We start from the raw sequence: 23,817 nt of genomic DNA, 5'->3' as shown, positions 1-23,817 counted from the left end.
CGGAACGTGGCCGCGCCACGCGGCTAGCGTGGAAGGATGCGCGAGCCCACTCCCACCGAAGCCCTCACGCTCGCAGGCCGACACGAGTCGGCGGGCGAGGTCCCCGAGCGCATGCGGGCCGACGTGCGCCTGCTGGGCGAGCTGCTCGGGCAGGTGCTGCGCGAGAGCGGTTCGGAGGGGCTGTTCGACGACGTCGAACGCCTGCGCGGCGCGGCGATCCGCGCACGGGCCGAGGGCACGCCCGAGGCGTTCGAGGCGGCCGAACGGATCGCGAACGGGTTCTCGGTGGACCGTGCCGACGAGGTCGCGCGCGCGTTCACCTGCTACTTCCACCTGGCGAACCTCGCCGAGGAGCACCAGCGGGTCCGGGTGCTGCACGAGCGCGACGGCCGGCCCGACCGCGAGGACGCCGGCGACTCGGTGGCCGCAGCCTATGTGCGGCTGGCCGCCGAGGTGGGAGAGGACGAGGCCCGTGCACGCCTGCAGGAGCTGCGCTTCCACCCGGTGTTCACCGCGCACCCCACCGAGGCCCGCCGCAGGGCGGTGGCCTCCGGCATCCGCCGCCTCGCGGCCCTCCTGGACACGCACGACGCGTCGATCCCCGACGGCGCGGACCGGCGCCGCGCCCGGCGCCGCCTGCTCGAAGAGATCGACACGCTGTGGCGCACCGCTCCCCTGCGGCCGCACAAGCCCGCGCCGGTCGACGAGGTCGGCACGGTCATGGCGATCTTCGACGAGACGCTGTTCACCGCGGTGCCGCACGTGTACCGCCGCGCCGACGACGCGCTGCAGGGAGCGGACGCCGGCCGCGCGGCCCCCGTCGTCCCGGCCTTCGTGCGCCTGGGCTCGTGGGTCGGCGGCGACCGGGACGGCAACCCGTTCGTGACGGCGTCGGTCACCCGCCAGGCCGCGGCGATCGCGAGCGACCACGCCCTGCGCGCGCTGGAGGCGGCCGCCGAGCGCATCGGCCGCACCCTCACGCTCGACGCCGACGACACGCCGGCCTCGGACGCCGTCCGTTCGCTGTGGCGTGGCTACGGCGACGCCGATGAGGCGAGCGCCACCGAGATCGCGCAGCACTCCCCCGACGAGCCGCACCGGCGCGTGGTCCTGCTCATCGCGCGCAAGCTCGCCGCGACCCGCACCCGCAACGCCGACCTGGCGTATCGCGACGCCGACGAGCTGCTGGCCGACCTGCGCGCGGTGCAGTCCTCGCTCGCCGCGGCCGGCGCCCTCCGCGCGGCGTACGGCCATCTGCAGCAGCTGATCTGGCAGGTGGAGTCCTATGGCTTCCATCTCGCCGAGCTCGAGGTGCGCCAGCACTCGGCCGTGCACGCCAAGGCGCTGGCCGAGCTCGACGCGGGCGGCGAGCGCAGTGCCCAGACCGACGAGGTGCTCGAGGTCTTCCGCGCCATCGCGCACATCCAGGGCCGGTACGGCCGGCGCGCCGCGGGCCGGTACATCGTCTCGTTCACCCGCTCCGCCGCCGATCTCGAAGCCGTGCACCGCCTGGCCGCGTACGCCGCCGAGGACGGCGGGCCCACACCGGTGCTGGACGTGATCCCGCTGTTCGAGACGTTCGCCGACCTGCAGGCGGCGCCCGAGGTGCTCGCCGAGTCGATCGCGCTCCCGGCGTTCGCCGCCCGCCTGCGCGAGACCGGCGACCGCCTGGAGGTCATGCTCGGCTACTCGGACTCGTCGAAGGACGTCGGCCCGGTCGCGGCGACCCTCGCGCTGTACACCGCGCAGGAGCGCATCGGCGCCTGGGCGCAGGACGCCGGCATCCGCCTCACGCTGTTCCACGGCCGCGGCGGGGCGCTCGGCCGGGGCGGGGGCCCCGCCAACAGCGCGATCCTCGCGCAGCCGCCGCACTCGGTCGACGGCCGCTTCAAGCTCACCGAGCAGGGCGAGGTGATCTTCGCCCGCTACGGCGAGCCGGCGATCGCGATGCGCCACATCGACCAGGTCGCCGCCGCGACCCTGCTGGCGTGGGCGCCGTCGGTCCAGCAGCGCAACAGTCGCGCCGCCGAGCGCTTCGCCGACGTCGCACAGGCGATGGATGCCGCATCCCGCGCCCGCTTCTTCGAGCTCGTGCACGCCCCGGGGTTCGCTCCGTGGTTCGCGACCGTGACGCCGATGGAGGAGATCGGCCGTCTCGCCCTGGGCTCGCGCCCGGCCCGTCGCGGCCTGTCGGTGGAGTCGCTGGAGGACCTGCGGGCCATCCCGTGGGTGTTCTCGTGGTCGCAGGCGCGCATCAACCTCGCCGGCTGGTACGGGCTGGGCACGGCGCTGCAGGCGGTCGGCGATCTTCAGCGCCTGCGGGACGGGTATGCGCACTGGCCGCTGCTGCGCACCATGATCGACAATGTCGCGATGGGCCTGGCCAAGACCGACGACCGCATCGCCGAGCGCTATCTGGCCCTAGGCGACCGCGACGACCTGGCCGCCCTCGTCCGCGACGAGCTGGTCCTGACCCGCGACTGGGTCGCCCGGGTCAAGGGCGTAGACGATCTGCTGGCCGACAAGCCGATCCTGCAGCGCGCCGTGAATCTGCGCAGCCCCTACGTCGACGCGCTGTCACTGCTGCAGCTGCGGGCGCTGCGGGCGCTGCGCGCGCAGGGGCCCGAGGCGCCCGAGCCCGATCCCGATCAGGAGCGGCTGCTGCTGCTGGCCGTCAGCGGCGTGGCCGCGGGCCTGCAGAACACGGGGTGAGGCTCAGCCGCCGGCCCCGTCGATCGGACGGTCGTCGGCGTGCCGGGCGAGGCTGCGGCCGTAGCGCTCGGTGAGCTGCACCATGAGGTCGGGGGTGTCCCGGTCGAGCCCGAACACATAGCCGGGGAAGTCGAGCTCCTGCTGCAGGTCCCAGATCCGCTCGTGCTCGCTCGGCGGCAGCACCTGCACGGGCTCGCCCACCGCGACCCAGCCGATCGGCACGACGCTGTCTTCGGGCAGGTGCGTGCGCAGGTGCACCACGGCGTTGATGCGCACGTCGCACCGGGCGTCGATGTGGGCGCCGTTGAACACCCGCGTGCCGGTCGCCAGGAACACCTCGTCGCCGATCACGGCGCCCGAGATGCTGGCCATCGGGCCGACCAGGGTGTGGTCGCCGATGTGCACCGAGTTCGCCGCGCTCGCGCGGATCAGCGCGTTCTCCATCACGATGACGCTGCGCCCGAGCGTGATCGGGCCGCCCTCGGCGGTGATCACCGCGCCGTGCAGCACCTGGCAGTCCGGCCCGATCGTGACGTCTCCGCTGATCACCGCGGTCGGCGCGATCTGCGCGGTCGGGTCCACCCGAGGACCGGCTCCGAGATGTTCGAACAGCACTCGCCACCTCCTTGTGCGAACAGCCGCGGCGCGCGCCGTGTGCCGCGCGCGACCCCGCCGCGTGTTACGTCGGTGAGTTCAACCGTCAGCGTAGCGTCGGTAAAGTGAGAAAGCTCACCACCGCGTGCCTCATACGCCCATCCGGACCGGAAGCCTTCTCTCGTGACCACAACTCTCGCCGTCCTGCCCTCCTCCGTCCGCTCTGTGTACGACGCCGTCGTCGCCCGCGACCCGCACGAGCCGGAGTTCCTGCAGGCGGTGCACGAGGTCCTGGACTCGATCGGCCCGGTCCTGGAAGCCCATCCCGAGTACGTCGACGCCGGCATCCTCGAGCGCATCGTCGAACCCGAGCGCCAGATCATGTTCCGCGTCCCGTGGGCGGACGACGACGGCGCACTGCACGTCAACCGCGGCTACCGCATCCAATTCAATTCCGCATTGGGGCCGTACAAGGGCGGGCTGCGCTTCCACCCCTCGGTGAACCTCTCGATCATCAAGTTCCTCGGGTTCGAGCAGATCTTCAAGAACGCCCTGACCGGCCAGGGTATCGGCGGCGCGAAGGGCGGCAGCGACTTCGACCCGCGCGGGCGCAGCGACGCCGAGGTCATGCGCTTCTGCCAGTCGTTCATGAACGAGCTGTATCGCCACATCGGCGAGCACACCGACGTCCCGGCCGGTGACATCGGCGTGGGCGGGCGCGAGATCGGCTACCTGTTCGGCATGTACCGCAAGGTCACCAATCGGCACGAGTCCGGTGTGCTCACGGGCAAGGGCACCGGATGGGGCGGCGCCGAAGTGCGTACCGAGGCCACCGGTTACGGAGCCGTGTTCTTCGTGCAGGAGATGCTGGCCGTGCACGGCGAGACCCTCGAAGGCAAGCGCGTGGGCGTGTCGGGTTCGGGCAACGTCGCGATCTACGCGATCGACAAGGCCCGCCAGCTCGGCGCGATCCCGGTGACCGCATCGGACTCGTCGGGCTGCGTGATCGACGAGTCGGGCATCGACGTCGACCTGCTGCGCCAGATCAAAGAGGTCGAGCGGGCGCGCATCTCGGAGTACGCCGCCCGTCGACCCGGCGCCCGGTTCGTCGAGGGCGCACGGCCATGGGAGGTCGCGGTGGATGTCGCGATCCCGTCGGCCACGCAGAACGAGATCGACGAGGCCGATGCCGAGGCGCTCGTCGCCGGCGGCGTGCGCGCCGTCGCCGAGGGCGCGAACATGCCCTCGACCCCCGAGGCCGTCGAGGTCTTCCGTTCCGCGGGCGTGCTGTTCGGTCCGGGCAAGGCCGTCAACGCCGGGGGCGTCGCGACCTCGGCCCTGGAGATGACCCAGAACGCCGGGCGCGAGCGCTGGAGCTTCGCCGACAGCGAGCACCGCCTGCGCGGCATCATGCGCGACGTGCACGCGGCCGCCTTCACCGCCGCCCGGCACTACGGGCACGAGGGCGACTACGTCGTCGGCGCGAACTGCGCGGGCTTCGAGCGCGTCGCGCGCGCGATGCTCGCCCAGGGCGTGATCTGACCCGGTCCCACCCGTTCAGTCCCTGCGCGCCGACAGGGTGCGCACCGTCGCGAGCGCCTGCCGGGGCGACGCCGTCGGCAGGTACGCGCGCAGGATCGCCCCGGCCGCGGCGGGCAGGCTCGCGGCGTCCTCGTACGCCATGTAGATCGTGTCGAGCTCAGGGTGGAACTTCTTCTTGAACTCGAACAGCGAGCGGAAGCCGTAGACCGGCTCGAGCACGTCGGCCAGCCACCTCAGCACCCGGCTCAGCAGAGAGGACCGCGGCGGCCGCTGCCCCTCGGGCACCGGGCGCGTGACCAGCGGCGCGCCCGACAGGCTCATCACCTCGATGCCGTCGTCACGCATCCGCAGCGCCGCCGACGCGATGAGGAACACCATGATCTCCGACATCGCGTCATCGCTGCGGCGCATGAAGTCCAGGGTCCACCCCGTCAGCCGCTCGTCGCGCCACGACGGCAGCCAGCTGGTCACCGCCTGCAGCTCGTCATCGGCGTCGACGGCCAGCAGCAGGGCGACGTCGGGGTCGCGCAGCTCGGCGAGGCCGCCGAGGGTGAATCCCAGCTCGGGCAGCTCCTTCTCCGCCACCCAGTGCTCGCTGAGCACCTCGATCTGCGCCGCCATCGACGCGGGCAGGTCGTTCCAGCGCGTCCAGACCGCCCGCACTCCCTCGCGATCGGCCTTCGCCAGGGCCTGCCGCACCCGCTTCCACCGCCCACCGGCCAGGTCCATCCCGGCGGGCCGGATGACGGTCTCCTCCCCGACCGAGACATCGCGCCAGCCGCGGGTGCGCAGCAGATCCCGCGTGGCCACATGGATGCTGTAGAAGACCGGGATCCATCCGTGCCGGTCGCAGAACCCGAGGAAGCCATCGACGACGCCCGCCCGGTCGGCCGGCGCGCAGATCGGGTCTGCGATCACCAGGGCCACCGCGCCGACGAGCCGGTAGGCGACGGCGCCGTCGTCGCCGACCCACTGCCGCGCGCCCTCCCACGTGCCCATGAAGCTCATCGTGCCGCCGCCGGTCGTCTGCAGCAGTTCGCGGAACCGCGCCAGCGGCGGGTCGCCCCGGTGTCCGGCCGAGCGCAGCAGGAGAACGGCGGCGACGATCACCGCCAGCCAGAACGCCACACCCGCCCACTGGTCGACCAGCAGTGTCGCGCCGTGTCCCGGCATCCTGCCCTGCGAGATGCCGCGCGTGAAGCCGGCCGGCAGCAGCAGCACGACCAGATCGCGGAAGATGTCGCGGAACCCGAGCGGCACCGTCGGGCGCCCGGTGACGACGATCGCCACGATCCACAGCCCGATCACGGCGACGAACGCGATGCTGACCGTGAGCCAGAAGCGGCGCACCGCGCGCAGCGGCACGGCGACCTCGAATCGGCGTCGGGTGAGCATGAGCACGACGATGACCGCCAAGGGCACCCCGACGGCCAGCGCGGCGCTCAGCGCGAACCGCTCGCCCACGCGCTCGATGCCCTGCAGCGACGACAGGGCGAACACTCCCACCGCCGCGCCGGTGGCCACGAGCGAGACCGCGTTGACGGCCACGGCCAGGATCCACGCCGCCCGCCGGCCGCTGCGCAGACCCCACGCGGCGACCAGGCTCAGTGCGACCGGCACGAGGCTCAGCAGCACCTGGCCGATGCCGCGCGCGATCACGTGGATGTCGGCCGGGTCGCCGCAGGCGCTGCGGAAGTAGGTGGCGCAGGCCTCGAACGCCTCGCCGCGGTCGACGTGGGCGAATCCCGACACGACCAACGCCAGCGGACCGGTGACGGTGCGCTCGAGCAGCACGATGACCGGGCCGACACCCGTGACGGCCACCACCGCCGCGACGAGGGTGCGCACTTCGCCGTAGGACGCGCGGCGCCAGGTGCGCGCCGGCGGCTGGACCCGCCGGCCCCCGACGGGCATGTCGCGACTGAGCACGGCGCCGAGGCCGAGGCCGAGCACCGCCGCGATCACCCTGTAGAAGCTGTCCTGATCGCCGCCGTACAGCGCGAACGTCAAGACGACGGCGAAGCCGATGACACGGATGCGGCGGCGGAACAGCGTCGGGGCGAACGCGCTCCCCGTCATCAGCACGCCGAACACGCCGATCGGCGGGTCGAGGGTCAGCTCCGGCCGGGCCAGCAGCAGCAGCGGGGTACCCAGCCAGATCGTCAGCAGGTGCAGTCCGATGCCGGCCAGCACCGCCAGCACACCGATGCCGAAGTACGCGAGCACGGTGCGCGCCGTGCCGATGACCCGCTCGATGTACGCCATCACGGTGAGGGCGACGGCGGCGCTCAGCAGCGCGTCCACGAGCGAGCTGGGCACGAGCAGGGCGGTCGCCGGCGTCCACCACTGGTGCTCCTCGCCGGTGGTGACCGGACCCGCGGCGATCCAGCGCGTGGCGTGCGTACGCGGCAGCGAGAAGACGAACCCGGTCACCATCACGGTGACGGCGATGGTGACCGAGAACGGGTGCTGCCGCAGATACCGGACGACGGTGCGCAGCGCGGTACGCATCACACGCGCGGCGACAGGCCGAGCGCCGGGTACAGCTGGGTGAACACGGCGGTGAGCCCGCCGCTGAGCGCCGAGCCCACGTGGGTGGCGCCGGGGATCTCGGTCAGCGTGGCGATGAACCCGGCCTTGCTCAGCATCTCGGCGTTGCGCCGCGCATAGCCTGAAAACCGCGCGTCGAGCGATCCGCCGGTGAACAGCGCCAGGTGGCCGGCGAACTGCCCGGCGTTCTTCTTGACGAACACCGCGGGCCGCTGCGAGTGCTCGAGCGCGACCTGGCCGCGGAACCCGTCCTGCAGCGCCGTGTAGGGGTCGGAGGCACCCGGATAGTCGTCGCCGGAGATGCTGATCATGTTCCCCCAGATCTTCGGGTACTCGGCCGCCCATTTCAGGGAGCACGCGCCGCCGTCGGAGTATCCGGCGATCGTCCAGTACTTCGGGTTCCGGATGACGTTCAGGTGCGTGCGCGCGTAGCGCACGATGTCGGTGTTGAAGTACTGCGACACATTGCCGAACCTCGAGTAGGGCGAGCACGCCGGCTGCTGCGCCGGATTGCCCAGCTGATCGGCCACGATGACGATCGGCGCGAGGCCGTGGTGCCTCGCGGCCTGCTGGTTCAGCGCCGCCGCGATGAAGCGCGGCGTGGGGCTGCCGGGCTTGCCGTTCATCATCACCACGAGCGGCAGCGCCGGGGCGTTCTTGACCAGGGCAGCCGGCGGCAGGTAGATCGCGGCGTCGCGCGGCACGAACCTGCCGGTGGACGGAATGCGGTTCACGCCCGACAGCGTGCCCACCCGGCCGACTTTCGGCATGTCCGCCGGAGCCTTCCACCGCAGATACAGGGGCTTGTACGCCTTCGGGGCGACCGGATCCGTCTGATGGAGGTGCGTCGCGGGCAGAGCCCCGACCGACGGCAGCGTGCTCACCCCGAGCACGTCGGCGATCGTCGGGGTCAGGCCGAAGCCGCCGTTGATGCCCATGGCCGCCGACAGCGGGGCGATCACGATGAGCGCACCGGCGACGGCCTTGCGCCAGACCGGCGTGCGCCACATGCTCGCCACGCCCAGCCCGACGCCACCGCCGGCAGCGGCCATCCACCAGGCGGTCCCCTTGGGCATCGGCACGCCGAAGACGTCGGTGGCGTCGGTGATCCACACCGCGATCATGCCGAGCAGCGCTCCCCCGGCGACGGCGGGGATCGCCGTGACCGCCCAGGTCCGCGTCCGGTCGCGCACCAGCAGCACCACCGCGGCCGCGGCCGTGAGCAGCCAGAAGGTCTCGGGAAGGGGACCGCTCATCACGTTGAGGTTCAGAAACCACCGACTCATCGGCATCGCCCTTCCGCGCTGTTCGCCACATGCCTTGGCGAGCATATGAGCGCGCGCTTACGGCGATCCCCGAGATCGCTATGCGCAGGCTTGAGGTAGTGAGTGGGTCGGCTGAGCAGCCGGCGGATCAGGATGCCGTGCCGGCGGCGGGCTCGGATTCGGCGACGGGCAGCGGCCACAGCTGGTCGATGAGCGTGCGCGTCCAGGCGATGAGGTCGCCGTCGGCGACCGGCTCGCCGCTGGCGGCGGGCAGCGGAACCACGACGGCCTCGCCGCTCGCGACGCGCTTCGCCTTCGGGTACAGCCGTTGCAGCCTCACGCGCATGGAGTCGGGCAGGCGCGCCGGCGCGAGCCGCAGATTCGGGCCCATCGCCACGACGTCCGACAGCCCGGCCTGGGCCGCACGTCGCCGCAGTCCCGCGACGGCGACCAGGCCCTCGACCTCGGCGGGCAGGTCGCCATAGCGGTCGCGCAGCTCGTCGACCACCGTGGAGATGGCGTCGTCCCGGGCCGACGCGCCGGCCGCCGCCGACAGCTTCTGGTACGCCTCCAGCCGCAGCCGCTCGCTGTCGATGTAGTCCTCGGGGATCCGCGCCTGCACCGGCAGCTCGAGGCGCAGCTCGGTCGGCCCCTCGGTCTCGTCGCCGCGGAACGCCGCGACCGCTTCGCCCACCATGCGCAGGTACAGGTCGAAGCCGACGCCGGCGATGTGCCCGGCCTGCTCGGCGCCGAGCAGGTTTCCCGCCCCGCGCAGCTCGAGATCCTTCAGTGCGACCTGCATGCCGCTGCCGAGGTCGTTGTTCACGGCGATGGTCTCGAGCCGGTCGGCCGCCGTCTCGGTCAGCGGCTTCATCTCGTCGTACAGGAAGTACGCGTACGCCCGTTCGCGCCCGCGTCCCACCCGGCCGCGCAGCTGGTGCAGCTGGCTCAGGCCGTACTTGTCGGCGCGGTCGATGATGATCGTGTTGGCGTTGGAGATGTCCAGGCCCGTCTCGATGATCGTGGTCGACACCAGCACGTCGGCGCGTCGCTCCCAGAAGTCGTCGACGACCTGCTCGAGCTGGTGCTCGCCCATCTGCCCGTGGGCCACGACGATGCGCGCCTCGGGCACGAGCTCGGCCAGGTGGGCGGCGACCCGCTGGATCGACTGCACCCGGTTGTGCACATAGAACACCTGCCCCTCGCGCAGCAGCTCGCGGCGGATCGCGGCGGCGATCTGCTTGTCGTTGCGGACGCCCACGTAGGACAGGATGGGATGCCGATCCTCGGGCGGTGTCTGCAGGGTCGACATCTCCCGGATCCCGGTGACCGCCATCTCGAGCGTTCGCGGGATCGGAGTGGCGCTCATCGCGAGGATGTCGACGTTGGTCTTGAGCTTCTTCAGTGCGTCCTTGTGCTCGACGCCGAACCGCTGCTCCTCGTCGACGATCAGCAGCCCGAGGTCCTTGAAGATCACCTTCTCGGTGAGGATGCGGTGCGTGCCGATGACCATGTCGACGGTTCCGTCGGTCAGCCCCGCCAGGGTGTCGCGGGCCTGCTTGTCGGTCTGGAATCGCGACAGCGGCCGCACTTTCACCGGAAAGCCCGCGAACCGCTCGGTGAACGTCTCGAGATGCTGCTTGACCAGCAGCGTCGTGGGCACGAGCATCGCGACCTGCTTGCCGTCCTGGATCGCCTTGAACGCGGCGCGCACGGCGACCTCGGTCTTGCCGAAGCCGACGTCTCCCGACAGCAGCCGGTCCATCGGGATCGGCTTCTGCATGTCGGCCTTGATCTCGTCGATCGTCTGCAGCTGATCGGGGGTCTCGGCGAACGGGAACGCCTCTTCGAGCTCGCGCTGCCACGGTGTGTCGGGGCCGAACGCGTAGCCCTTGGCGGCCATCCGCGCGGAGTAGAGCTTCACGAGCTCGACGGCGATGTCGCGCACGGCCCGGCGCGCCTTGCCCTTGGCCTGCGCCCAGTCGCTGCCGCCCATCTTCGACAGCGCCGGGGCCTCGCCGCCGACGTAGCGCGAGAGCAGGTCGAGCTGGTCGGTCGGCACGTACAGCTTGTCGCCCGGGTACCCGCGTTTGCCGGGCGCGTACTCGAGCACGAGGTACTCGCGGGTGCTCTTGACCGCGTTGCGCCCGCCGCTGGAGACCTCGCGCTGGGTGAGTTCGACGAACCGGCCGATCCCGTGCGTGCTGTGCACCACGAAATCGCCGGCCTTCAGCTGGAGGGGATCGACCACATTGCGTCGCCGCGAGGCGAGCTTCTTGACGACCCGCGTGTCGGCGCCGATCGTGCGCCCGTAGAACTCCGCCTCGGTGAACACGGCCAGACCCGCCTCGGGCGACTCGAAGCCGCGCTCGAGGCTGGCCACGACGACGTGCGCGACGCCCGGTTCGGGCACCTCGAGCACTTCGTCGACGCGTCGCGCGGCGATGCCCCGCTCTGCCAGCACGTCCCGCGCGCGGTCGGCAAGGCCCGGTCCCGAGACCGTCACCACGACCCGCACGCCGTCCGACAGCAGCCGCCCGATCCGCTCGGTCGCCCCGTCGATGCTGCCCTGGAACGATCCGACTGCGGTGCCGGGCACCCGCACGGCGTTCCCGTCTGCATCCGCCGGGTCCGCGTCTTCGACGTCGGCGGCGCCCGAGTCGAAGACGCTGAGCGTCCACCACACGCCGTCCCTCTCCCGCGCGACCTGGCGCAGCTCGGGCAGCGTGAGGAAGTCGCCGGCGCCGAGGTCGATCGGCGCCTCTCCGCCTGCCGTGGCCACGCTCCAGGCAGCGTCGAGGAACTCGCGGTTGGTCTCGGCCAGCGTCATCGCGCGGGTCACCGCGCGCTCTGGGTCCAGCAGCGCGACCGCTGCACCGCCCGGCAGATAGTCCACGAGGCTCACGAGGCCCTCGACCAGGGCCGGTGTGAGTGACTCCATCCCCTCGGCGGGGATGCCCTCGCTCATCTTCTCCAGCATGCCGCGCAGTCCGGGCGAGCGCTCCGCGAGCGCGCGGGCGCGTTCCCGCACGGCGTCCGTCAGCAGCAGCTCGCGGCTGGCGAGCAGCTCGACAGCGGCGACCTCGCCGGGCAGGCTCCTCTGATCGGCTACCGAGAACGCCCGGATCTGGTCCACCTCGTCACCGAAGAACTCGACGCGGTACGGGTGGTCGGCCGTCGGCGGAAAGACGTCGAGGATGCCGCCGCGCAGCGCGAACTCGCCTCGGCGGGTGACCATGTCGACGCGGTGATAGGCCCGTTCGACCAGCTGTGCCGCCACCGCGCCGAGGTCGTGCCCGCGGCCGCCGGTCGCCAGCACGATCGGGCGTGCGTCGGCCAGGCCCGCCGCCAGCGGCTGCAGTGCGCCGCGGACCGATGCGGTGATCACCAGCGGCGGACGCTGGTCGGGGTCGGCGTCGCTCCAGTCACGGGCGCGGCGCAGCACGTCCAGCCGGCGCCCGACGGTCTCGGCACTCGGGCTCAGCCGCTCGTGCGGCAGGGTCTCCCACGCCGGGAAATGCAGCACCTCGGCGCCGGGCAGCAGCGCCTGCAGCGCAGGGCCGACGGCATCCGCGCGCCTGCCCGTAGGCGTGATCACCAGCAGCGCGGCGGGGTGCCCGGCGGTGCGGCGGCGTTCGATCAGCGCCGCCAGTACGGGGGCGTCCATGCCTTCGACCAGGGAGAGGTCGGTGTCGACGGATGCCGCAGCCAGCACGTCCCGCACGGTTTCGGCCTGCGCGAGGGCGCGCGCGATCCCGGGAACTGTCACCAGAGGATTCTACCGGCGAGCGCCGACACCCTCACCCGCGCGGCGCGTGATGCCTCTGCTGGGCGGCCAGCAGCCCCTCGTCGATGAGCTGCTCGACGGCGTCGGCGGCATCCGACAGCAGGATCGGCAGCGCCTTGCGGTCGGCGGCACTGAACGGATCGAGCACCCAGTCCGCGGCATCCTGACGCCCCGGCGGCCGGCCGATGCCGACCCGCACGCGCGGGAACTCGGGCGTGCCCAGCGCCTTGGCGACGTCGCGCACGCCGTTGTGCCCGCCGTGACCGCCGCCCACCTTCAGCTTGATGGTGTCGAAGGGGATGTCCAGCTCGTCGTGCACGATCACCACGTGCGCCGGGTCGACGCCGTAGAACTTCGCGAGGTTGGCCGTGGGTCCGCCCGACACGTTCATGTACGAGTTCAGCTTCGCCAGCACGATCTTGTCGCCGCCCGGGCGCACCCAGGTCTCGGCGATGCGGGCGTTCGCCTTGTGCGCCTTGAACCGCTCCCCGCGCCGGTCGGCGAGCTCGTCGACGACGAGCTGGCCGACGTTGTGCCGGGTCAGCTCGTACTGCGGTCCGGGGTTTCCCAGACCCACCACCAGCCAGGTCGTCACTGTGCGTCATTCCTCCGGATACGCGTCGAGGGGGCGCGCAGCGCGCACCCCCTCGACGACAGGACGAACGCGGATCACTCCGCGGCGGGCTCCTCGGCGGGCGCCTCTTCGGCGCCCCCCTCGGCCTCTTCCGCGGCCTCTTCCTCTTCGACCGGAGCGGCCGGGACCGAGACGGCCACGATCAGCAGCTCGGGGTCGTCGGTGAGGGTCGCGCCCTTGGGCAGCGCGATCGCGCCGGCGGTGATGTGGTCGCCCTCCTCGCGGCCCTCCACGCTGACCTCGATGTGCTCGGGGATGTGCGTGGCCTCGACCTCGAGGCGCAGCGTCGCGGTGTCCAGGTTCACCATGGTGCCGGGAGCGGACTCGCCCACGATGACGACCGGGACCTCGACCTGGAGCTTCTCGCCCTTCTTCACGAGGAGCAGGTCGATGTGCTCGATGATCTGGCGCACCGGGTCGCGCTGGACGTCCTTGACGAGGGTGAGCTCGTGCTTGCCGTCGATGTCCAGCTCGAGCAGCGCGTTGGCGCGACGCACCAGGAGCGAGACCTGGTGGCCCGGCAGGGCGACGTGCACCGGCTCGCTGCCGTGGCCGTAGATGACGGCGGGGATCTGGCCGGCCGCGCGCAGGCGCCGCGCGAAGCCCTTGCCGAAGTTCTCACGCCGCTCGGCGTGGACCTTGGTGTCGTCGGACATGTGTATCTCCTTGACGGACCCGGCGGGGCGGGTCCTGATGTATCGGGGTCTTGTTCAACTCGAACGCATGCGCGTGAGGAAAGCCGCCAGGGCCCGCATCACCGCGTCGATCACGGATGCCGAGCATCCCTCGCCGAAGTTGCGGTCCCGAGTCTACCAGGGCGGCCGCTACGATGAAGACGACGTCTGCGCATCGAACGCATCGGGAGGATCTCACATGGACGCACAGCTCGCTTCGGACCTCGTGTTCGGCTACGTGGGCCTCGTGGTCCTGATCGGCCTCGTCAGCGTCGTGCTGTCGTTCTGGTACCTGGGCCGGCAGAACTACCGCAAGCGCTGACATCTAGGCTGGGGTCATCCCGATCCTGTTCGACAAGGAGTGTCCGTGACCGCGTCCGCATCCCAGCCCACCGCGAACATCGGCGTCGTCGGATTGGCGGTGATGGGCTCGAACCTCGCCCGCAACCTCGCCAGTCGCCGAGGCAACACGGTGGCCGTGTTCAACCGCAGCCGCTCCAAGACCGACGACCTCGTCGCCACCCACCCCGAGGCCGGTTTCGTCCCCACGTTCTCGTACCAGGAGTTCGCGGACTCGCTGACCAGGCCGCGCACCGCGATCGTGATGGTCAAGGCCGGCGCTCCCACCGACGCCGTGATCGACGACCTGGCGGCGGTGTTCGAGCCGGGCGACATCATCGTCGACGGCGGAAACGCCCTGTTCACCGACACGATCCGCCGTGAGAAGGCGGTTCGAGACACCGGCATCAACTTCGTCGGCATGGGCGTCTCGGGCGGCGAAGAGGGCGCGCTGCTCGGCCCGTCGCTCATGCCGGGCGGATCGGACGAGTCCTGGGTCACTCTCGGCCCGATCCTGCGATCGATCGCCGCTGTCGCCGAGGGCGAGCCGTGCGTCACGCACGTCGGCCACGACGGTGCCGGCCATTTCGTCAAGATGGTGCACAACGGCATCGAGTACGCCGACATGCAGCTGATCGCCGAGGCGTACGATCTGATCCGCCGCGGCACGGGCAAGAGCCCGGCCGAGATCGCCGACGTGTTCGCACAGTGGAACGAGGGCGAACTGGAGTCGTACCTCATCGAGATCACCGCCGAGGTGCTGCGCCAGCAGGATGCCGCGACCGCGGCGCCCCTGATCGACGTGATCGTCGACCAGGCCGGGGCCAAGGGTACCGGCGGCTGGACCGTGCAGACCGCGATCGACCTGGGCGTGCCCGTGTCGGGCATCGCCGAAGCCGTGTTCGCCCGGTCGCTGTCGAGCCACCCCGAGCAGCGGTCGATCTCGGTCGGCCTGCCCGGCCCCGCCGCGCAGCTGCGCGCCGAAGACGCCGACGCGTTCATCGAGGACGTGCGCCTGGCCCTGTTCGCCTCGAAGATCGTCGCCTACTCGCAGGGCTTCGATGAGATCCGCGCGGGGGCGGCGCAGTTCGGGTGGGACATCGACCTCGGCGCGGTCGCCAAGATCTGGCGCGGCGGCTGCATCATCCGCGCGCAGTTCCTCAACCGCATCTCGGACGCGTACGCGCAGACCCCCGACCTGGCCGTGCTGCTGACCGCGCCGTACTTCGTCGACGCGCTCGCCCGGGCGCAGGACGCGTGGCGGCGGATCGTCCAGATCGCGGCGGGTGCCGGCATCCCGGCCCCCGCGTTCTCGTCCTCACTGGCGTACTACGACGGCCTGCGCGCCGACCGGCTGCCGGCCGCCCTCATCCAGGGACAGCGCGACTTCTTCGGCGCGCACACCTACCGTCGCGTCGACCGCGAGGGCACGTTCCACACGCTCTGGTCGGCCGACCGCAGCGAGGTCGAGGCGCAGGACACGCACTGAGCGGGGCATACACCTCGGCGACGATGCGCGTGCGCCGCACCGCGGCGCGCATCGTCCTGACGGCCCTGACGGCCGGGTACCTGTTCGCCGTGGCATGGCTGACGCTGCGCGCTCAGCCCTACGGCGGCGTCCTGGCCGGCGGGCTCGACCGGCTGCTGGCCTGGCTCGCGCAGCATCCTTCCACGGCCTGGATCACGTTCGACCGGGTCGAGTTCGCCGCGAACGTCGCGATGTTCGTGCCTCTGGGCATCCTCGCGGTGCTGTGGTTCGGCGTGCGCGGGTGGTGGTCCGCGCCGGTGATCGGACTGGTCGTCAGCGCCGTGATCGAGGCGTCGCAGGCCCTCCTGCTGCCGAGCCGCGTCGCCGACGTCCGCGACCTCGCGGCCAACACGACCGGGGCCGTGGCCGGGATGCTGCTCATGCTGCTGCTGGCGTTCCTGCTCGCTCCCCGGCGCACCTGAGGTGCCCTTCATGGCACGATTCACAGGAGCGCCATAGTCTTTGCCATAGAAGATTCACAGTCCGCTGACGAGAATCGGAGGCATGACCATGACTGCTCCCGGCACTACGCTGCATCGCGCCGACGGCGCCGCTCCCCGCATCCTCGTCGTCGACGACGAGCAGATGCTCACCGATCTGCTGTCCATGGCGCTGCGCATGGAGGGCTGGGACGTCCACTCCGCCGCGTCCGGGTTCGAGGCGCTGCAGGCAGCACGCGACTTCGCCCCCGACGCCATGGTGCTCGACATCATGATGCCCGATCTCGACGGCATGAGCGTGCTGCAGCGGCTGCGCCACAGCGGCAACAACGTGCCGGTGCTGTTCCTCACCGCGAAGGACTCCGTCAGCGACCGGGTCGCGGGCCTGACCGCCGGCGGCGACGACTACGTGACCAAGCCGTTCAGCCTCGAAGAGGTCGTGGCGCGCCTGCGCGGGCTGATGCGCCGGGCCGGCACCGCCCAGGCGGCCGAGTCCGAGCCGATCCTGCGCGTGGGCGACCTGTCGCTGAACGAGGACAGCCACGAGGTCGAACGCGCCGGACGCGAGATCGAGCTGACCGCGACCGAGTTCGAGCTGCTGCGCTATCTGATGCGCAACCAGCGTCGCGTCGTCTCGAAGGCGCAGATCCTCGACCGGGTGTGGAACTACGACTTCGGCGGCCGCTCGAGCGTCGTGGAGCTGTACATCTCCTACCTTCGCAAGAAGATCGACCAGGGCGCGGAGCCCCTCATCCACACGGTGCGCGGCGTCGGGTACATGATCAAAGCCCCGCAGTGACACCGACCGACCACGCCGTGACGGCGCGGCGGCGCCTGACCCTGCAGACCCGCCTGATGGCGACGGTGATCGGCATCGTCACCCTGATCCTCGCCGCCGTGGCGCTGGGAACGAGCGCGATCCTCGGCGGCATCCTGCAGCAGAACCTCGACAACAAGGTGCGCGAGACGACCGCGCTCGTGCTGCAGGGCACGACCCTGAACCCGCCGACGATCATCGAGCCGGGCACGCAGGCGTACGACATCCTGCAGAGCCAGCGCACGCGGACCATCGCCGGCTACCTGCTGGTCGTGAGCCTGCGCGGCACGGCGCCGGACGGCGCGTACGTCACCGCCGACGGCGACGTGCGGCAGATGTCGGCGCGCCAGGTGGAGCAGGTCGTCACGAGCCTCGGGCACACGAGCACGTCGACCGTGGCGATCGACACGCTCGGCGTCTATCACATGCGGCTCGGCACCCTGGGGACCTCGTACGCGGTGGCGGGCGGGCTGCCGCTGAGCGAGGTCAACGAGACGATCGCGCAGATCCTGACCACCGTGCTGCTGGTCACCCTGGGCGGTCTGCTGCTGCTGGCCGCGGCGATCGCAGTGGTGATCCGGCGCGGGCTGCAGCCGCTGCGCGCGGTGGCCGAGACGGCGACCCGGGTCGCAGCGCTGCCGATGAGCGAGGGCGAGGTCTCGATCTCGGAGCGGGTGCCGGCCGACCAGGTCGACCGGCACACCGAGATCGGCCGGGTCGGCACGGCGCTGAACACGCTGCTCGACCACGTCGGCGCGTCACTGCAGGCGCGTCAGCGCAACGAGGAGCGCATGCGCAGCTTCGTCGCCGACGCCAGCCACGAGCTGCGCACGCCGCTCGCGTCGATCCGCGGGTACTCCGAGCTGTCGCTGCGGGATCGCACCCTCAGCGACACCAGCGCGCAGGCGCTCGAGCGCATCCAGGCCCAGTCGCTGCGGATGACCGCCCTGGTCGAGGACCTGCTGCTGCTGGCGCGCCTGGACGAGGGGCAGGAGCTCGTGTTCGGCACCGTCGACCTGTCGCGGCTGGCCGTCGAGGCCACGGGCGACGCGCAGGCCGCCGGGCGCGACCACACCTGGCTCGTCGACGTCGACGAAGAGCCCGTGATCGTCGCCGGGGACGCCGGCCGCCTGCACCAGGTGCTGGCCAACCTGCTCGCCAACGCCCGTACGCACACGCCGGCCGGCACCACAGTCACCACGAGCGTGACCCGCGACGACGCGTCGGCGATGCTGCGCGTGCACGACGACGGTCCCGGGATAGACCCGTCGGTCACCGACGAGCTGTTCGAGCGGTTCGCCCGCGCCGACCGCTCGCGCGCGCGCAATACCGGAGGCACGGGACTGGGGTTGTCGATCGCCCGGGCGATCGTGCACGCGCACCACGGCACGATCTCGGTGCGCTCCACGCCCGGCGACACCACGTTCGAGGTGCGGCTGCCCGCGCGCCCGCACGACCCCGGCGACGGCGACTGACCTCGCGCCCGGGACGGCGCTCGTTCGGCAGCCGGGTCGACGGCCGGGTCAGTAGCCGCTGAACGCGTCGGTCGTGATCGAGCGGGCCCGCTCCAGGGCGGGTGCGAGGTCGGCGATGAGCCCTGCCGGTCCCGACACATAGGCATGGCGCTGCGCGATGTCGGGAACCGTGCGCGCCAGGCCCGCGGCATCCAACCGCACGCCCCGCGCCCACTCCCACTGCGCGGGCAGGTCCTTCGGCTCGTCGCGCGTGAACACCACGACGCGCACGCCCGATGCCTCGAGGTCGGCGCGGAACGCAAGCTCGGCCGCCTCGGACGCGACATAGACCACGACGATGTCGCGGGTCGATCCGGTGAGGGTGAGCTGGCGCAGCTGCGAGACGAACGGCGTCACCCCGATACCGGCGGCCACCAGCAGGATGGGGCTGTCGGGATGCCGCGGCAGCACGAAGTCGCCCCACACGCCGGTCACCGCCAGCGCCGTCCCCGGCGGCACCGCCGCCAGCGCCTTCTTGTAGGTGGACTGCGATCCGCGGCGGAATGCGATCCGCACGGTGGGCAGGTCGGCCGGAGCCGACGCGATGCTGAACTCGCGGCGCGTGCCGCGCGCGTCGGGCCGGCGGTGCGGCACGTCCAGCTCGAGGAACTGGCCTGCCGTGAACGAGAAGCCCCGCCCGGCGCGGAAGGTCAGCTCCTCGATCGACGGGGTGAGCTCGGCGCTGCCCTGGTAGACGAGCCGGACGGCGGCGCGCACGGCGAACGCGAACGCGATGAGGTTGCCGATCAGCACCGCCCGCTCCTGACCGAGCGAGACCGGGAACGTGCCGATCATCGGGGCCCAGCCGACGAGCGCCCCGACCACGGCCGCCACGACCATCTGCTGCCAGCGTCGCGGCGGCAGGGTGAGCGGCTCCGAGAGCATGAACGCCCCAAGGAACAGCAGCGGCGACGACCACAGCTGCTGCCACAGGATGGTCCCGACGTCCACCGGCGCTCCGGCCTGCTCGTACTGCGCCGCGACCGATACGACCCCGATGACCAGCCCGACCACCCAGAACAGCGCGATCACGCGCAGCTTCTCGGTGCGCCACAGCACGATCACGCCCAGCAGCAGCACGATCGGGCCGAACAGCGTCGTGCCGACCCACCACGACGACCCGCCCAGGGCGTACGCCCCGGTGGCCGCCGAGATCAGGGTCAGCACCGTCGCGCCCACGGCGGCGGGGTTGAAGACGTGCCGACCGCGCCACGCCAGCACGTATTTCGAGAGGGATGCCACGGCCCCCGCGATCGCGATGCCCGCAAGGCCGAGCGGATCGACCGAGGGACGCAGCACGAACAGCAGGATGCCGGCGGTGATCAGCGACGATTCCAGGCGCCAGGGCAGCTTCAGCAGGCGCTGGGACGCGGCATCCACTGCGGAGCACACGACCACCAGCACGGCCGACGTAGCCACGAGCTCCAGCGGAGTGGGACCCGCGAGGTCCGCGAGCGAGAGCAGGAACGCGATCGCGGCGAGCAGGCCCAGCGCCAGCAGCGCCAGGCGGTACATCGAGATCCTGCCGAGCAGCTGGAACCCGCGGTTCCAGACGGCGGTCAGGGATGCGGGCACGGCGGACGACACGAGCGCGTCAGGCGGCCCCGTCGAACATGCTCGTCACCGAGCCGTCGACGAACACCTCGTGGATCGCGCGTGCCAGCAGCGGCGCGATCGGCAGGACTGTCAGCCCGTCGAACAGCTTCTCCTCCGGCAGCGGGATCGTGTCGGTCACCACGACCTCGTCGATCGCCTCGTCCTGCAGGCGCTCGACCGCGGGATCGCTGAACACGGCGTGGGTGGCGGCGACGATGACGCGCTCGGCGCCGTTGTCCTTGAGCGCCTCGGCGGCCTTGAGGATCGTGCCGCCGGTGTCGATCATGTCGTCCACGAGCAGGCAGACCCGCCCGCGCACGCGGCCGACGATCTCGTTCACGGTGACCTGGTTGGCCACGTTCGGGTCGCGACGCTTGTGGATGATGGCCAGTGGCGCGTCCAGGCTGTCGGACCACTGGTCGGCCACCCGCACCCGCCCGGTGTCGGGCGAGACGACCGTGAGCTTCGCGCGGTCCTCGGCGCTGAGCGTGCGCTGGAAGTACTCCAGCAGCACCGACTTGGCGAACAGGTGGTCGACCGGACCGTCGAAGAAGCCCTGGATCTGCGCGGCGTGCAGGTCGACGCTCATCACGCGGTCGGCCCCCGCGGTGCGCAGCAGATCGGCGACCAGGCGGGCGCTGATCGGCTCGCGGCCGCGGCCCTTCTTGTCCTGCCGGGAGTATGGGTAGTACGGAGCGACCACGGTGATCCGCTTGGCCGAGGCGCGCTTGGCGGCGTCGAGCATGATGAGCAGCTCCATGAGCCACTCGTTGACCGGCGGGCCGAAGGACTGCACGAGGAACACGTCGCAGCCGCGCACCGACACCTCGAAGCGGGTGAGGATCTCTCCCGACGCGAACGTGCGGTACTCGGTGGGCACGAGCTCGGTGCCCAGGGCGGTGGCGACCTCGGAGGCCAGGGCCCGGTGCGAGCGGCCCGAGGCGACCACCAGACGCTTCTTGGTCTTTGCGACCAGGCCGGGAGCTATCCCGCGGTCGCGATCGAGGTCAACCTTCTTGTCCTTGTGGCCCATCGCCGGCTTTCTGTGCGGATCGGGCGCGCGACGCGACATCCGCCGCCCTCGTGCCCGATCGGTTCTTCTCGACCCACCCCTCGACATTGCGCTGGGGTGCCACGCTCAGGGCCAGGGCTCCGGCGGGCACATCCTTGCGGATGACGGCTCCCGCCCCGGTCTTCGCGCCATCTCCGATCCTAACGGGCGCCACGAACACGTTGTGCGAGCCGGTGTGCACCTCGTCGCCGATCTCGGTGCGGTGCTTGGTCAGGTCGTCGTAGTTGGCCGTGATGGCGCCCGCGCCGAGGTTCACGCCGGTGCCGATCGTGGTGTCGCCGACGTACGACAGGTGCGGCACCTTGCTGCCCTCGCCGATCGTGCTGTTCTTGGTCTCGACGAACGTGCCGATCTTGCCGTGCGCGGCCAGGTACGTGCCCGGGCGCAGGTAGGCGAAGGGGCCGACGGTGGCGTCGGCGCCGATCACGGCAAGGGTCGCGTCGGTACGACGGACGGTGGCCCGCTCCCCCACCTCGCAGTCGACGAGGCTCGTGTCGGGGCCGACGATCGCGCCTTCGGCGACCGCGGACGCGCGCAGGATGTGCGTGTTCGGCAGCACCGTCACGTCGGGCGCCAGAGTGGCCGTGACGTCGATCCACGTGGTGGCGGGATCGATGATCGTCGCGCCCTCCAGCTGCCAGCGCCGCACCGTGCGGGCGTTCAGCAGCCGGCCGACGTCCGACAGCTGCGCGCGGTCGTTGACGCCGTACGTGAGGGTGACGTCGTCGACGACGGATGCCGCGACCCGGTCTCCCGCCCTGCGGGCGAGTCCTGCGACGTCGGTGAGGTACTTCTCGGCCTGGGCGTTGTCGGTGCCGATCGTCGGCAGATGGGTGCGCAGGGTCTCGGCGCGGAACACGTACACGCCGGCGTTGATCTCGTTCACCGCTGCTTCGGCGTCGTTCGCGTCCTTCTGCTCGACGATGCGGGCCACGCCCCCGTCGGCGTCGCGGATGACGCGTCCGTAGCCGCTCGGGTCGTCGACCACGGCGCTCATCAGGGTGACGGCGGCGCCGGAGGCGCGGTGCCCGGCAACGAAGGTCGTCAGGGTCCCGGCATCCAGCAACGGCACGTCGCCCGAGAGCACGAGCACGTCACCGGAGAAGTCGGGGAGCCGTTCGACGGCCACCTCGACGGCACGACCCGTGCCGGGGATCTCGTCCTGATCGACCACGACCGCGGCCGGCGCGTCGTCGGCCACGGCCTGGGCGACGAGGTCGCGCTCATGGCGCACGACGACGAGGGTGTGCGCCGGGGTGAGCGCGGCCGCGGATGCCAGCACGTGCCCGACGAGCGAGCGGCCGCCGATCCGGTGCAGCACTTTCGGCAGCGACGACTTCATCCGGGTGCCTGCTCCTGCGGCCAGGATCACGACGGCAAGGCTCTGATCGATGTTGTCAGCCATGCTCCGCCGCCAGGACTCGAACCTGGACCTCACAGCTCCAAAGGCTGTCGTGCTGCCATTACACCACGGCGGACCGCCGCATCCGCGGCCCGATCAAGTCTGCCAGATCCTGAACGGGGAGCCGCGTGCGCGAGAATGGGGGCATGGCGCACGAGACCGACGAAGTGGACCGGATCGTCGAGGCGTGGGTCACGCAGCGCCCCGACCTCGACTTCTCGCCGCTCGAGGTGCTCTCGCGCGTGGACCGCCTGTCGCGGCATCTGGACCGCGCCCGGCGCGAGGCGTTCCGCCGCAGCGAGCTCGAGCCCTGGGAATGGGATGTGCTGTCGGCGTTGCGCCGGGCGGGCGAGCCGTTCCGGCTGACCCCCAAGCAGCTGCTGCTGCAGACGCTCGTGTCCAGCGGCACCATGACCAACCGCATCGACCGGCTGGTCGGGCGGCGCCTGGTGCGCCGCGAGGCGGATCCCGCCGACGGGCGCAGCATCCTCGTCGTGATGACGCCGGACGGCAAGACCCGGGTGGATGCCGCGATCACGCGGCTCGTGGACGCCGAGGCCGTGCTGCTGGCGCGGCTGTCGCAGAGCGATCGCGAGCGTCTGGCCGCGCTGCTGCGCAAGCTCAGCCTCGGCTTCGACACCGGCGGCGCCTGATCGGTCGGTTCGCGCCTGCCGGCCGGCAGGCGGGAGCATGATGGGCGTATGGGCGAGGACGACCGGATGCCGCAGCCGCCGCTGCAGGAGTCGGACGACGATGCGCTCGGCGGGAACGCGGCGCTCGGCGGCGACGATGCGTTCGGCGGCGACGCCGCGTGCTGGCTGCCGAGTCTGTGTGCCGAGTGCGGCACCATGATCGAAGGCCCGGCCGGTACGGCGTGCTGGCGCTGCGGAGGCACCCGCCGCGAAGGCGACTGAGCCGGGCTGCCAGCCGCGAGGGCCGCAATCAGCGCACCGCATCGACGCGGCCGGATTCGCCGCCGCGTTCGGGCCGTGGGGCACCCGCTACGGTGGGGGCATGCCCGGCATCCGCTACGAGTTCGATGCGACGCTCTTCCGCTGGACCGCACGGCGCGAACTGTGGGTGTTCGCCCGCGTTCCGGCCGACATCTCGGAGGAGATCCACGACATGCCGCACCCGCCCGCCGGGTTCGACTCGGTGAAGATCGTGGCCACGCTGGGCTCGTCGCGCTGGTCGACGTCCCTCTTCCCCGAGTCGGGCGGAGCCTATGTGCTGGCCGTGTCGCGACCGATCCGCGACCGCGAAGGGGTCGGCCTCGGCGACACCGTCCGCATCGGGATCGAGACGCTGCTGTAGTCCCGACCGGACGCGCGGATGTCGGTCCCGCTCTTCC

Annotated in this window: 19 protein-coding genes and 1 tRNA gene; 10 read left to right on the top strand and 10 right to left on the bottom strand. The window is 71.6% G+C overall.

The features are described from left to right. Window positions 1–36 precede the first annotated feature (36 nt). Window positions 37–2,712 (top strand): phosphoenolpyruvate carboxylase, encoded by a 2,676-nt coding sequence (locus AC3RX0_RS03055; RefSeq protein WP_491504463.1) that lies wholly within the window; start codon window positions 37–39, stop codon window positions 2,710–2,712. A gap of 3 nt (window positions 2,713–2,715) precedes the next feature. Here the strand turns inward: AC3RX0_RS03055 and AC3RX0_RS03050 are convergent, their stop codons facing one another. After that, entirely contained in the window at window positions 2,716–3,327 is a 612-nt protein-coding gene (locus AC3RX0_RS03050; RefSeq protein ID WP_491504462.1) for a gamma carbonic anhydrase family protein, read from the bottom strand. 162 nt (window positions 3,328–3,489) lie between these two features. Here AC3RX0_RS03050 and gdhA point away from each other — a divergent pair, with 162 nt between their 5' ends. Beyond that, complete coding sequence (gdhA, locus tag AC3RX0_RS03045) at window positions 3,490–4,848, top strand: NADP-specific glutamate dehydrogenase (RefSeq protein ID WP_491504461.1); 1,359 nt, start codon at window positions 3,490–3,492, stop codon at window positions 4,846–4,848. 15 nt (window positions 4,849–4,863) lie between these two features. Here gdhA and AC3RX0_RS03040 read toward each other — a convergent pair whose 3' ends face one another. The 5 genes from AC3RX0_RS03040 to AC3RX0_RS03020 form a co-directional block, all read right to left on the bottom strand. After that, a complete protein-coding gene (locus AC3RX0_RS03040) occupies window positions 4,864–7,359 on the bottom strand; it encodes a bifunctional lysylphosphatidylglycerol flippase/synthetase MprF (RefSeq protein ID WP_491504460.1) in 2,496 nt (831 codons plus the stop codon). Beyond that, on the bottom strand, window positions 7,359–8,654 hold the full coding sequence (locus AC3RX0_RS03035) for an alpha/beta hydrolase (RefSeq protein WP_491504459.1): 1,296 nt from the start codon (window positions 8,652–8,654) through the stop codon (window positions 7,359–7,361). The genes AC3RX0_RS03040 and AC3RX0_RS03035 overlap by 1 nt, the downstream gene beginning before the upstream one ends. Window positions 8,655–8,811: 157 nt before the next feature. Beyond that, complete coding sequence (mfd, locus tag AC3RX0_RS03030) at window positions 8,812–12,432, bottom strand: transcription-repair coupling factor (protein ID WP_491504458.1); 3,621 nt, start codon at window positions 12,430–12,432, stop codon at window positions 8,812–8,814. Window positions 12,433–12,463: 31 nt separating this feature from the next. After that, window positions 12,464–13,045, bottom strand: a complete 582-nt coding sequence (gene pth, locus AC3RX0_RS03025; protein ID WP_491504457.1) for an aminoacyl-tRNA hydrolase — start codon at window positions 13,043–13,045, stop codon at window positions 12,464–12,466. A 74-nt stretch (window positions 13,046–13,119) separates the two neighbouring features. Next, complete coding sequence (locus AC3RX0_RS03020) at window positions 13,120–13,740, bottom strand: 50S ribosomal protein L25/general stress protein Ctc (RefSeq protein ID WP_491504456.1); 621 nt, start codon at window positions 13,738–13,740, stop codon at window positions 13,120–13,122. Window positions 13,741–13,957: 217 nt separating this feature from the next. On the opposite strand from AC3RX0_RS03020, the gene AC3RX0_RS03015 reads away from it, so the two are divergent. From AC3RX0_RS03015 to AC3RX0_RS02995, 5 genes are all read left to right on the top strand, one after another. Then, on the top strand, window positions 13,958–14,080 hold the full coding sequence (locus AC3RX0_RS03015) for a hypothetical protein (RefSeq protein WP_491504455.1): 123 nt from the start codon (window positions 13,958–13,960) through the stop codon (window positions 14,078–14,080). Between the two features lie 39 nt (window positions 14,081–14,119). Next, entirely contained in the window at window positions 14,120–15,586 is a 1,467-nt protein-coding gene (gnd, locus tag AC3RX0_RS03010) for an NADP-dependent phosphogluconate dehydrogenase (protein WP_491504454.1), read from the top strand. A gap of 29 nt (window positions 15,587–15,615) precedes the next feature. Beyond that, the gene (locus tag AC3RX0_RS03005) at window positions 15,616–16,047 is read left to right on the top strand and encodes a VanZ family protein (protein ID WP_491504453.1); all 432 of its coding nucleotides are present in this window, start codon (window positions 15,616–15,618) and stop codon (window positions 16,045–16,047) included. A gap of 82 nt (window positions 16,048–16,129) precedes the next feature. Beyond that, the gene (locus AC3RX0_RS03000; RefSeq protein WP_498165860.1) at window positions 16,130–16,864 is read left to right on the top strand and encodes a response regulator transcription factor; all 735 of its coding nucleotides are present in this window, start codon (window positions 16,130–16,132) and stop codon (window positions 16,862–16,864) included. A 56-nt stretch (window positions 16,865–16,920) separates the two neighbouring features. Further along, window positions 16,921–18,357 (top strand): sensor histidine kinase, encoded by a 1,437-nt coding sequence (locus tag AC3RX0_RS02995; RefSeq protein WP_491505365.1) that lies wholly within the window; start codon window positions 16,921–16,923, stop codon window positions 18,355–18,357. A 48-nt stretch (window positions 18,358–18,405) separates the two neighbouring features. On the opposite strand, the gene AC3RX0_RS02990 is transcribed toward AC3RX0_RS02995, so the two are convergent. The 4 genes from AC3RX0_RS02990 to AC3RX0_RS02975 form a co-directional block, all read right to left on the bottom strand. Then, complete coding sequence (locus tag AC3RX0_RS02990; protein ID WP_491504452.1) at window positions 18,406–19,971, bottom strand: FAD-dependent oxidoreductase; 1,566 nt, start codon at window positions 19,969–19,971, stop codon at window positions 18,406–18,408. A gap of 19 nt (window positions 19,972–19,990) precedes the next feature. Continuing rightward, the gene (locus AC3RX0_RS02985; protein ID WP_491504451.1) at window positions 19,991–21,025 is read right to left on the bottom strand and encodes a ribose-phosphate diphosphokinase; all 1,035 of its coding nucleotides are present in this window, start codon (window positions 21,023–21,025) and stop codon (window positions 19,991–19,993) included. After that, window positions 21,000–22,469, bottom strand: a complete 1,470-nt coding sequence (glmU, locus tag AC3RX0_RS02980) for a bifunctional UDP-N-acetylglucosamine diphosphorylase/glucosamine-1-phosphate N-acetyltransferase GlmU (RefSeq protein WP_491504450.1) — start codon at window positions 22,467–22,469, stop codon at window positions 21,000–21,002. The genes AC3RX0_RS02985 and glmU overlap by 26 nt, the downstream gene beginning before the upstream one ends. Window position 22,470: 1 nt before the next feature. Beyond that, window positions 22,471–22,542, bottom strand: a tRNA-Gln gene (locus AC3RX0_RS02975). Window positions 22,543–22,612: 70 nt separating this feature from the next. On the opposite strand from AC3RX0_RS02975, the gene AC3RX0_RS02970 reads away from it, so the two are divergent. The 3 genes from AC3RX0_RS02970 (at window position 22,613) to AC3RX0_RS02960 (ending at window position 23,780) form a co-directional block, all read left to right on the top strand. Next, window positions 22,613–23,119 carry a MarR family winged helix-turn-helix transcriptional regulator gene (locus AC3RX0_RS02970; protein ID WP_491504449.1) on the top strand — a complete coding sequence of 169 codons (507 nt, stop codon included), beginning with the start codon at window positions 22,613–22,615 and terminating at the stop codon, window positions 23,117–23,119. Window positions 23,120–23,167: 48 nt separating this feature from the next. Then, window positions 23,168–23,380, top strand: a complete 213-nt coding sequence (locus tag AC3RX0_RS02965; RefSeq protein WP_491504448.1) for a hypothetical protein — start codon at window positions 23,168–23,170, stop codon at window positions 23,378–23,380. A 100-nt stretch (window positions 23,381–23,480) separates the two neighbouring features. Then, window positions 23,481–23,780, top strand: coding sequence for a DUF1905 domain-containing protein (locus tag AC3RX0_RS02960; RefSeq protein ID WP_491504447.1), 300 nt, complete (start codon window positions 23,481–23,483; stop codon window positions 23,778–23,780). The last annotated feature ends 37 nt before the right edge of the window (window positions 23,781–23,817 follow it).

It is taken from the genome of Microbacterium sp. W1-4-2, from assembly GCF_058349885.2.
Note: the sequence above shows the minus strand (reverse complement) of the source record. Positions and strands in the feature narration are given on the sequence as shown.

Bases quoted from the DNA above. Each gene is read 5' to 3' on its own strand.
- AC3RX0_RS03055 (WP_491504463.1), top strand. From the start codon at position 37: ATGCGCGAGCCCACTCCCACCGAAGCCCTCACGCTCGCAGGCCGACAC.
- AC3RX0_RS03040 (WP_491504460.1), bottom strand. From the start codon at position 7,359: ATGCGTACCGCGCTGCGCACCGTCGTCCGGTATCTGCGGCAGCACCCG.
- AC3RX0_RS03035 (WP_491504459.1), bottom strand. From the start codon at position 8,654: ATGAGCGGTCCCCTTCCCGAGACCTTCTGGCTGCTCACGGCCGCGGCC.
- AC3RX0_RS03020 (WP_491504456.1), bottom strand. From the start codon at position 13,740: ATGTCCGACGACACCAAGGTCCACGCCGAGCGGCGTGAGAACTTCGGC.
- AC3RX0_RS03015 (WP_491504455.1), top strand. From the start codon at position 13,958: ATGGACGCACAGCTCGCTTCGGACCTCGTGTTCGGCTACGTGGGCCTC.
- AC3RX0_RS03000 (WP_498165860.1), top strand. From the start codon at position 16,130: ATGACCATGACTGCTCCCGGCACTACGCTGCATCGCGCCGACGGCGCC.
- AC3RX0_RS02995 (WP_491505365.1), top strand. From the start codon at position 16,921: ATGGCGACGGTGATCGGCATCGTCACCCTGATCCTCGCCGCCGTGGCG.
- AC3RX0_RS02985 (WP_491504451.1), bottom strand. From the start codon at position 21,025: ATGGGCCACAAGGACAAGAAGGTTGACCTCGATCGCGACCGCGGGATA.
- glmU (WP_491504450.1), bottom strand. From the start codon at position 22,469: ATGGCTGACAACATCGATCAGAGCCTTGCCGTCGTGATCCTGGCCGCA.
- AC3RX0_RS02970 (WP_491504449.1), top strand. From the start codon at position 22,613: ATGGCGCACGAGACCGACGAAGTGGACCGGATCGTCGAGGCGTGGGTC.
- AC3RX0_RS02965 (WP_491504448.1), top strand. From the start codon at position 23,168: ATGGGCGAGGACGACCGGATGCCGCAGCCGCCGCTGCAGGAGTCGGAC.
- AC3RX0_RS02960 (WP_491504447.1), top strand. From the start codon at position 23,481: ATGCCCGGCATCCGCTACGAGTTCGATGCGACGCTCTTCCGCTGGACC.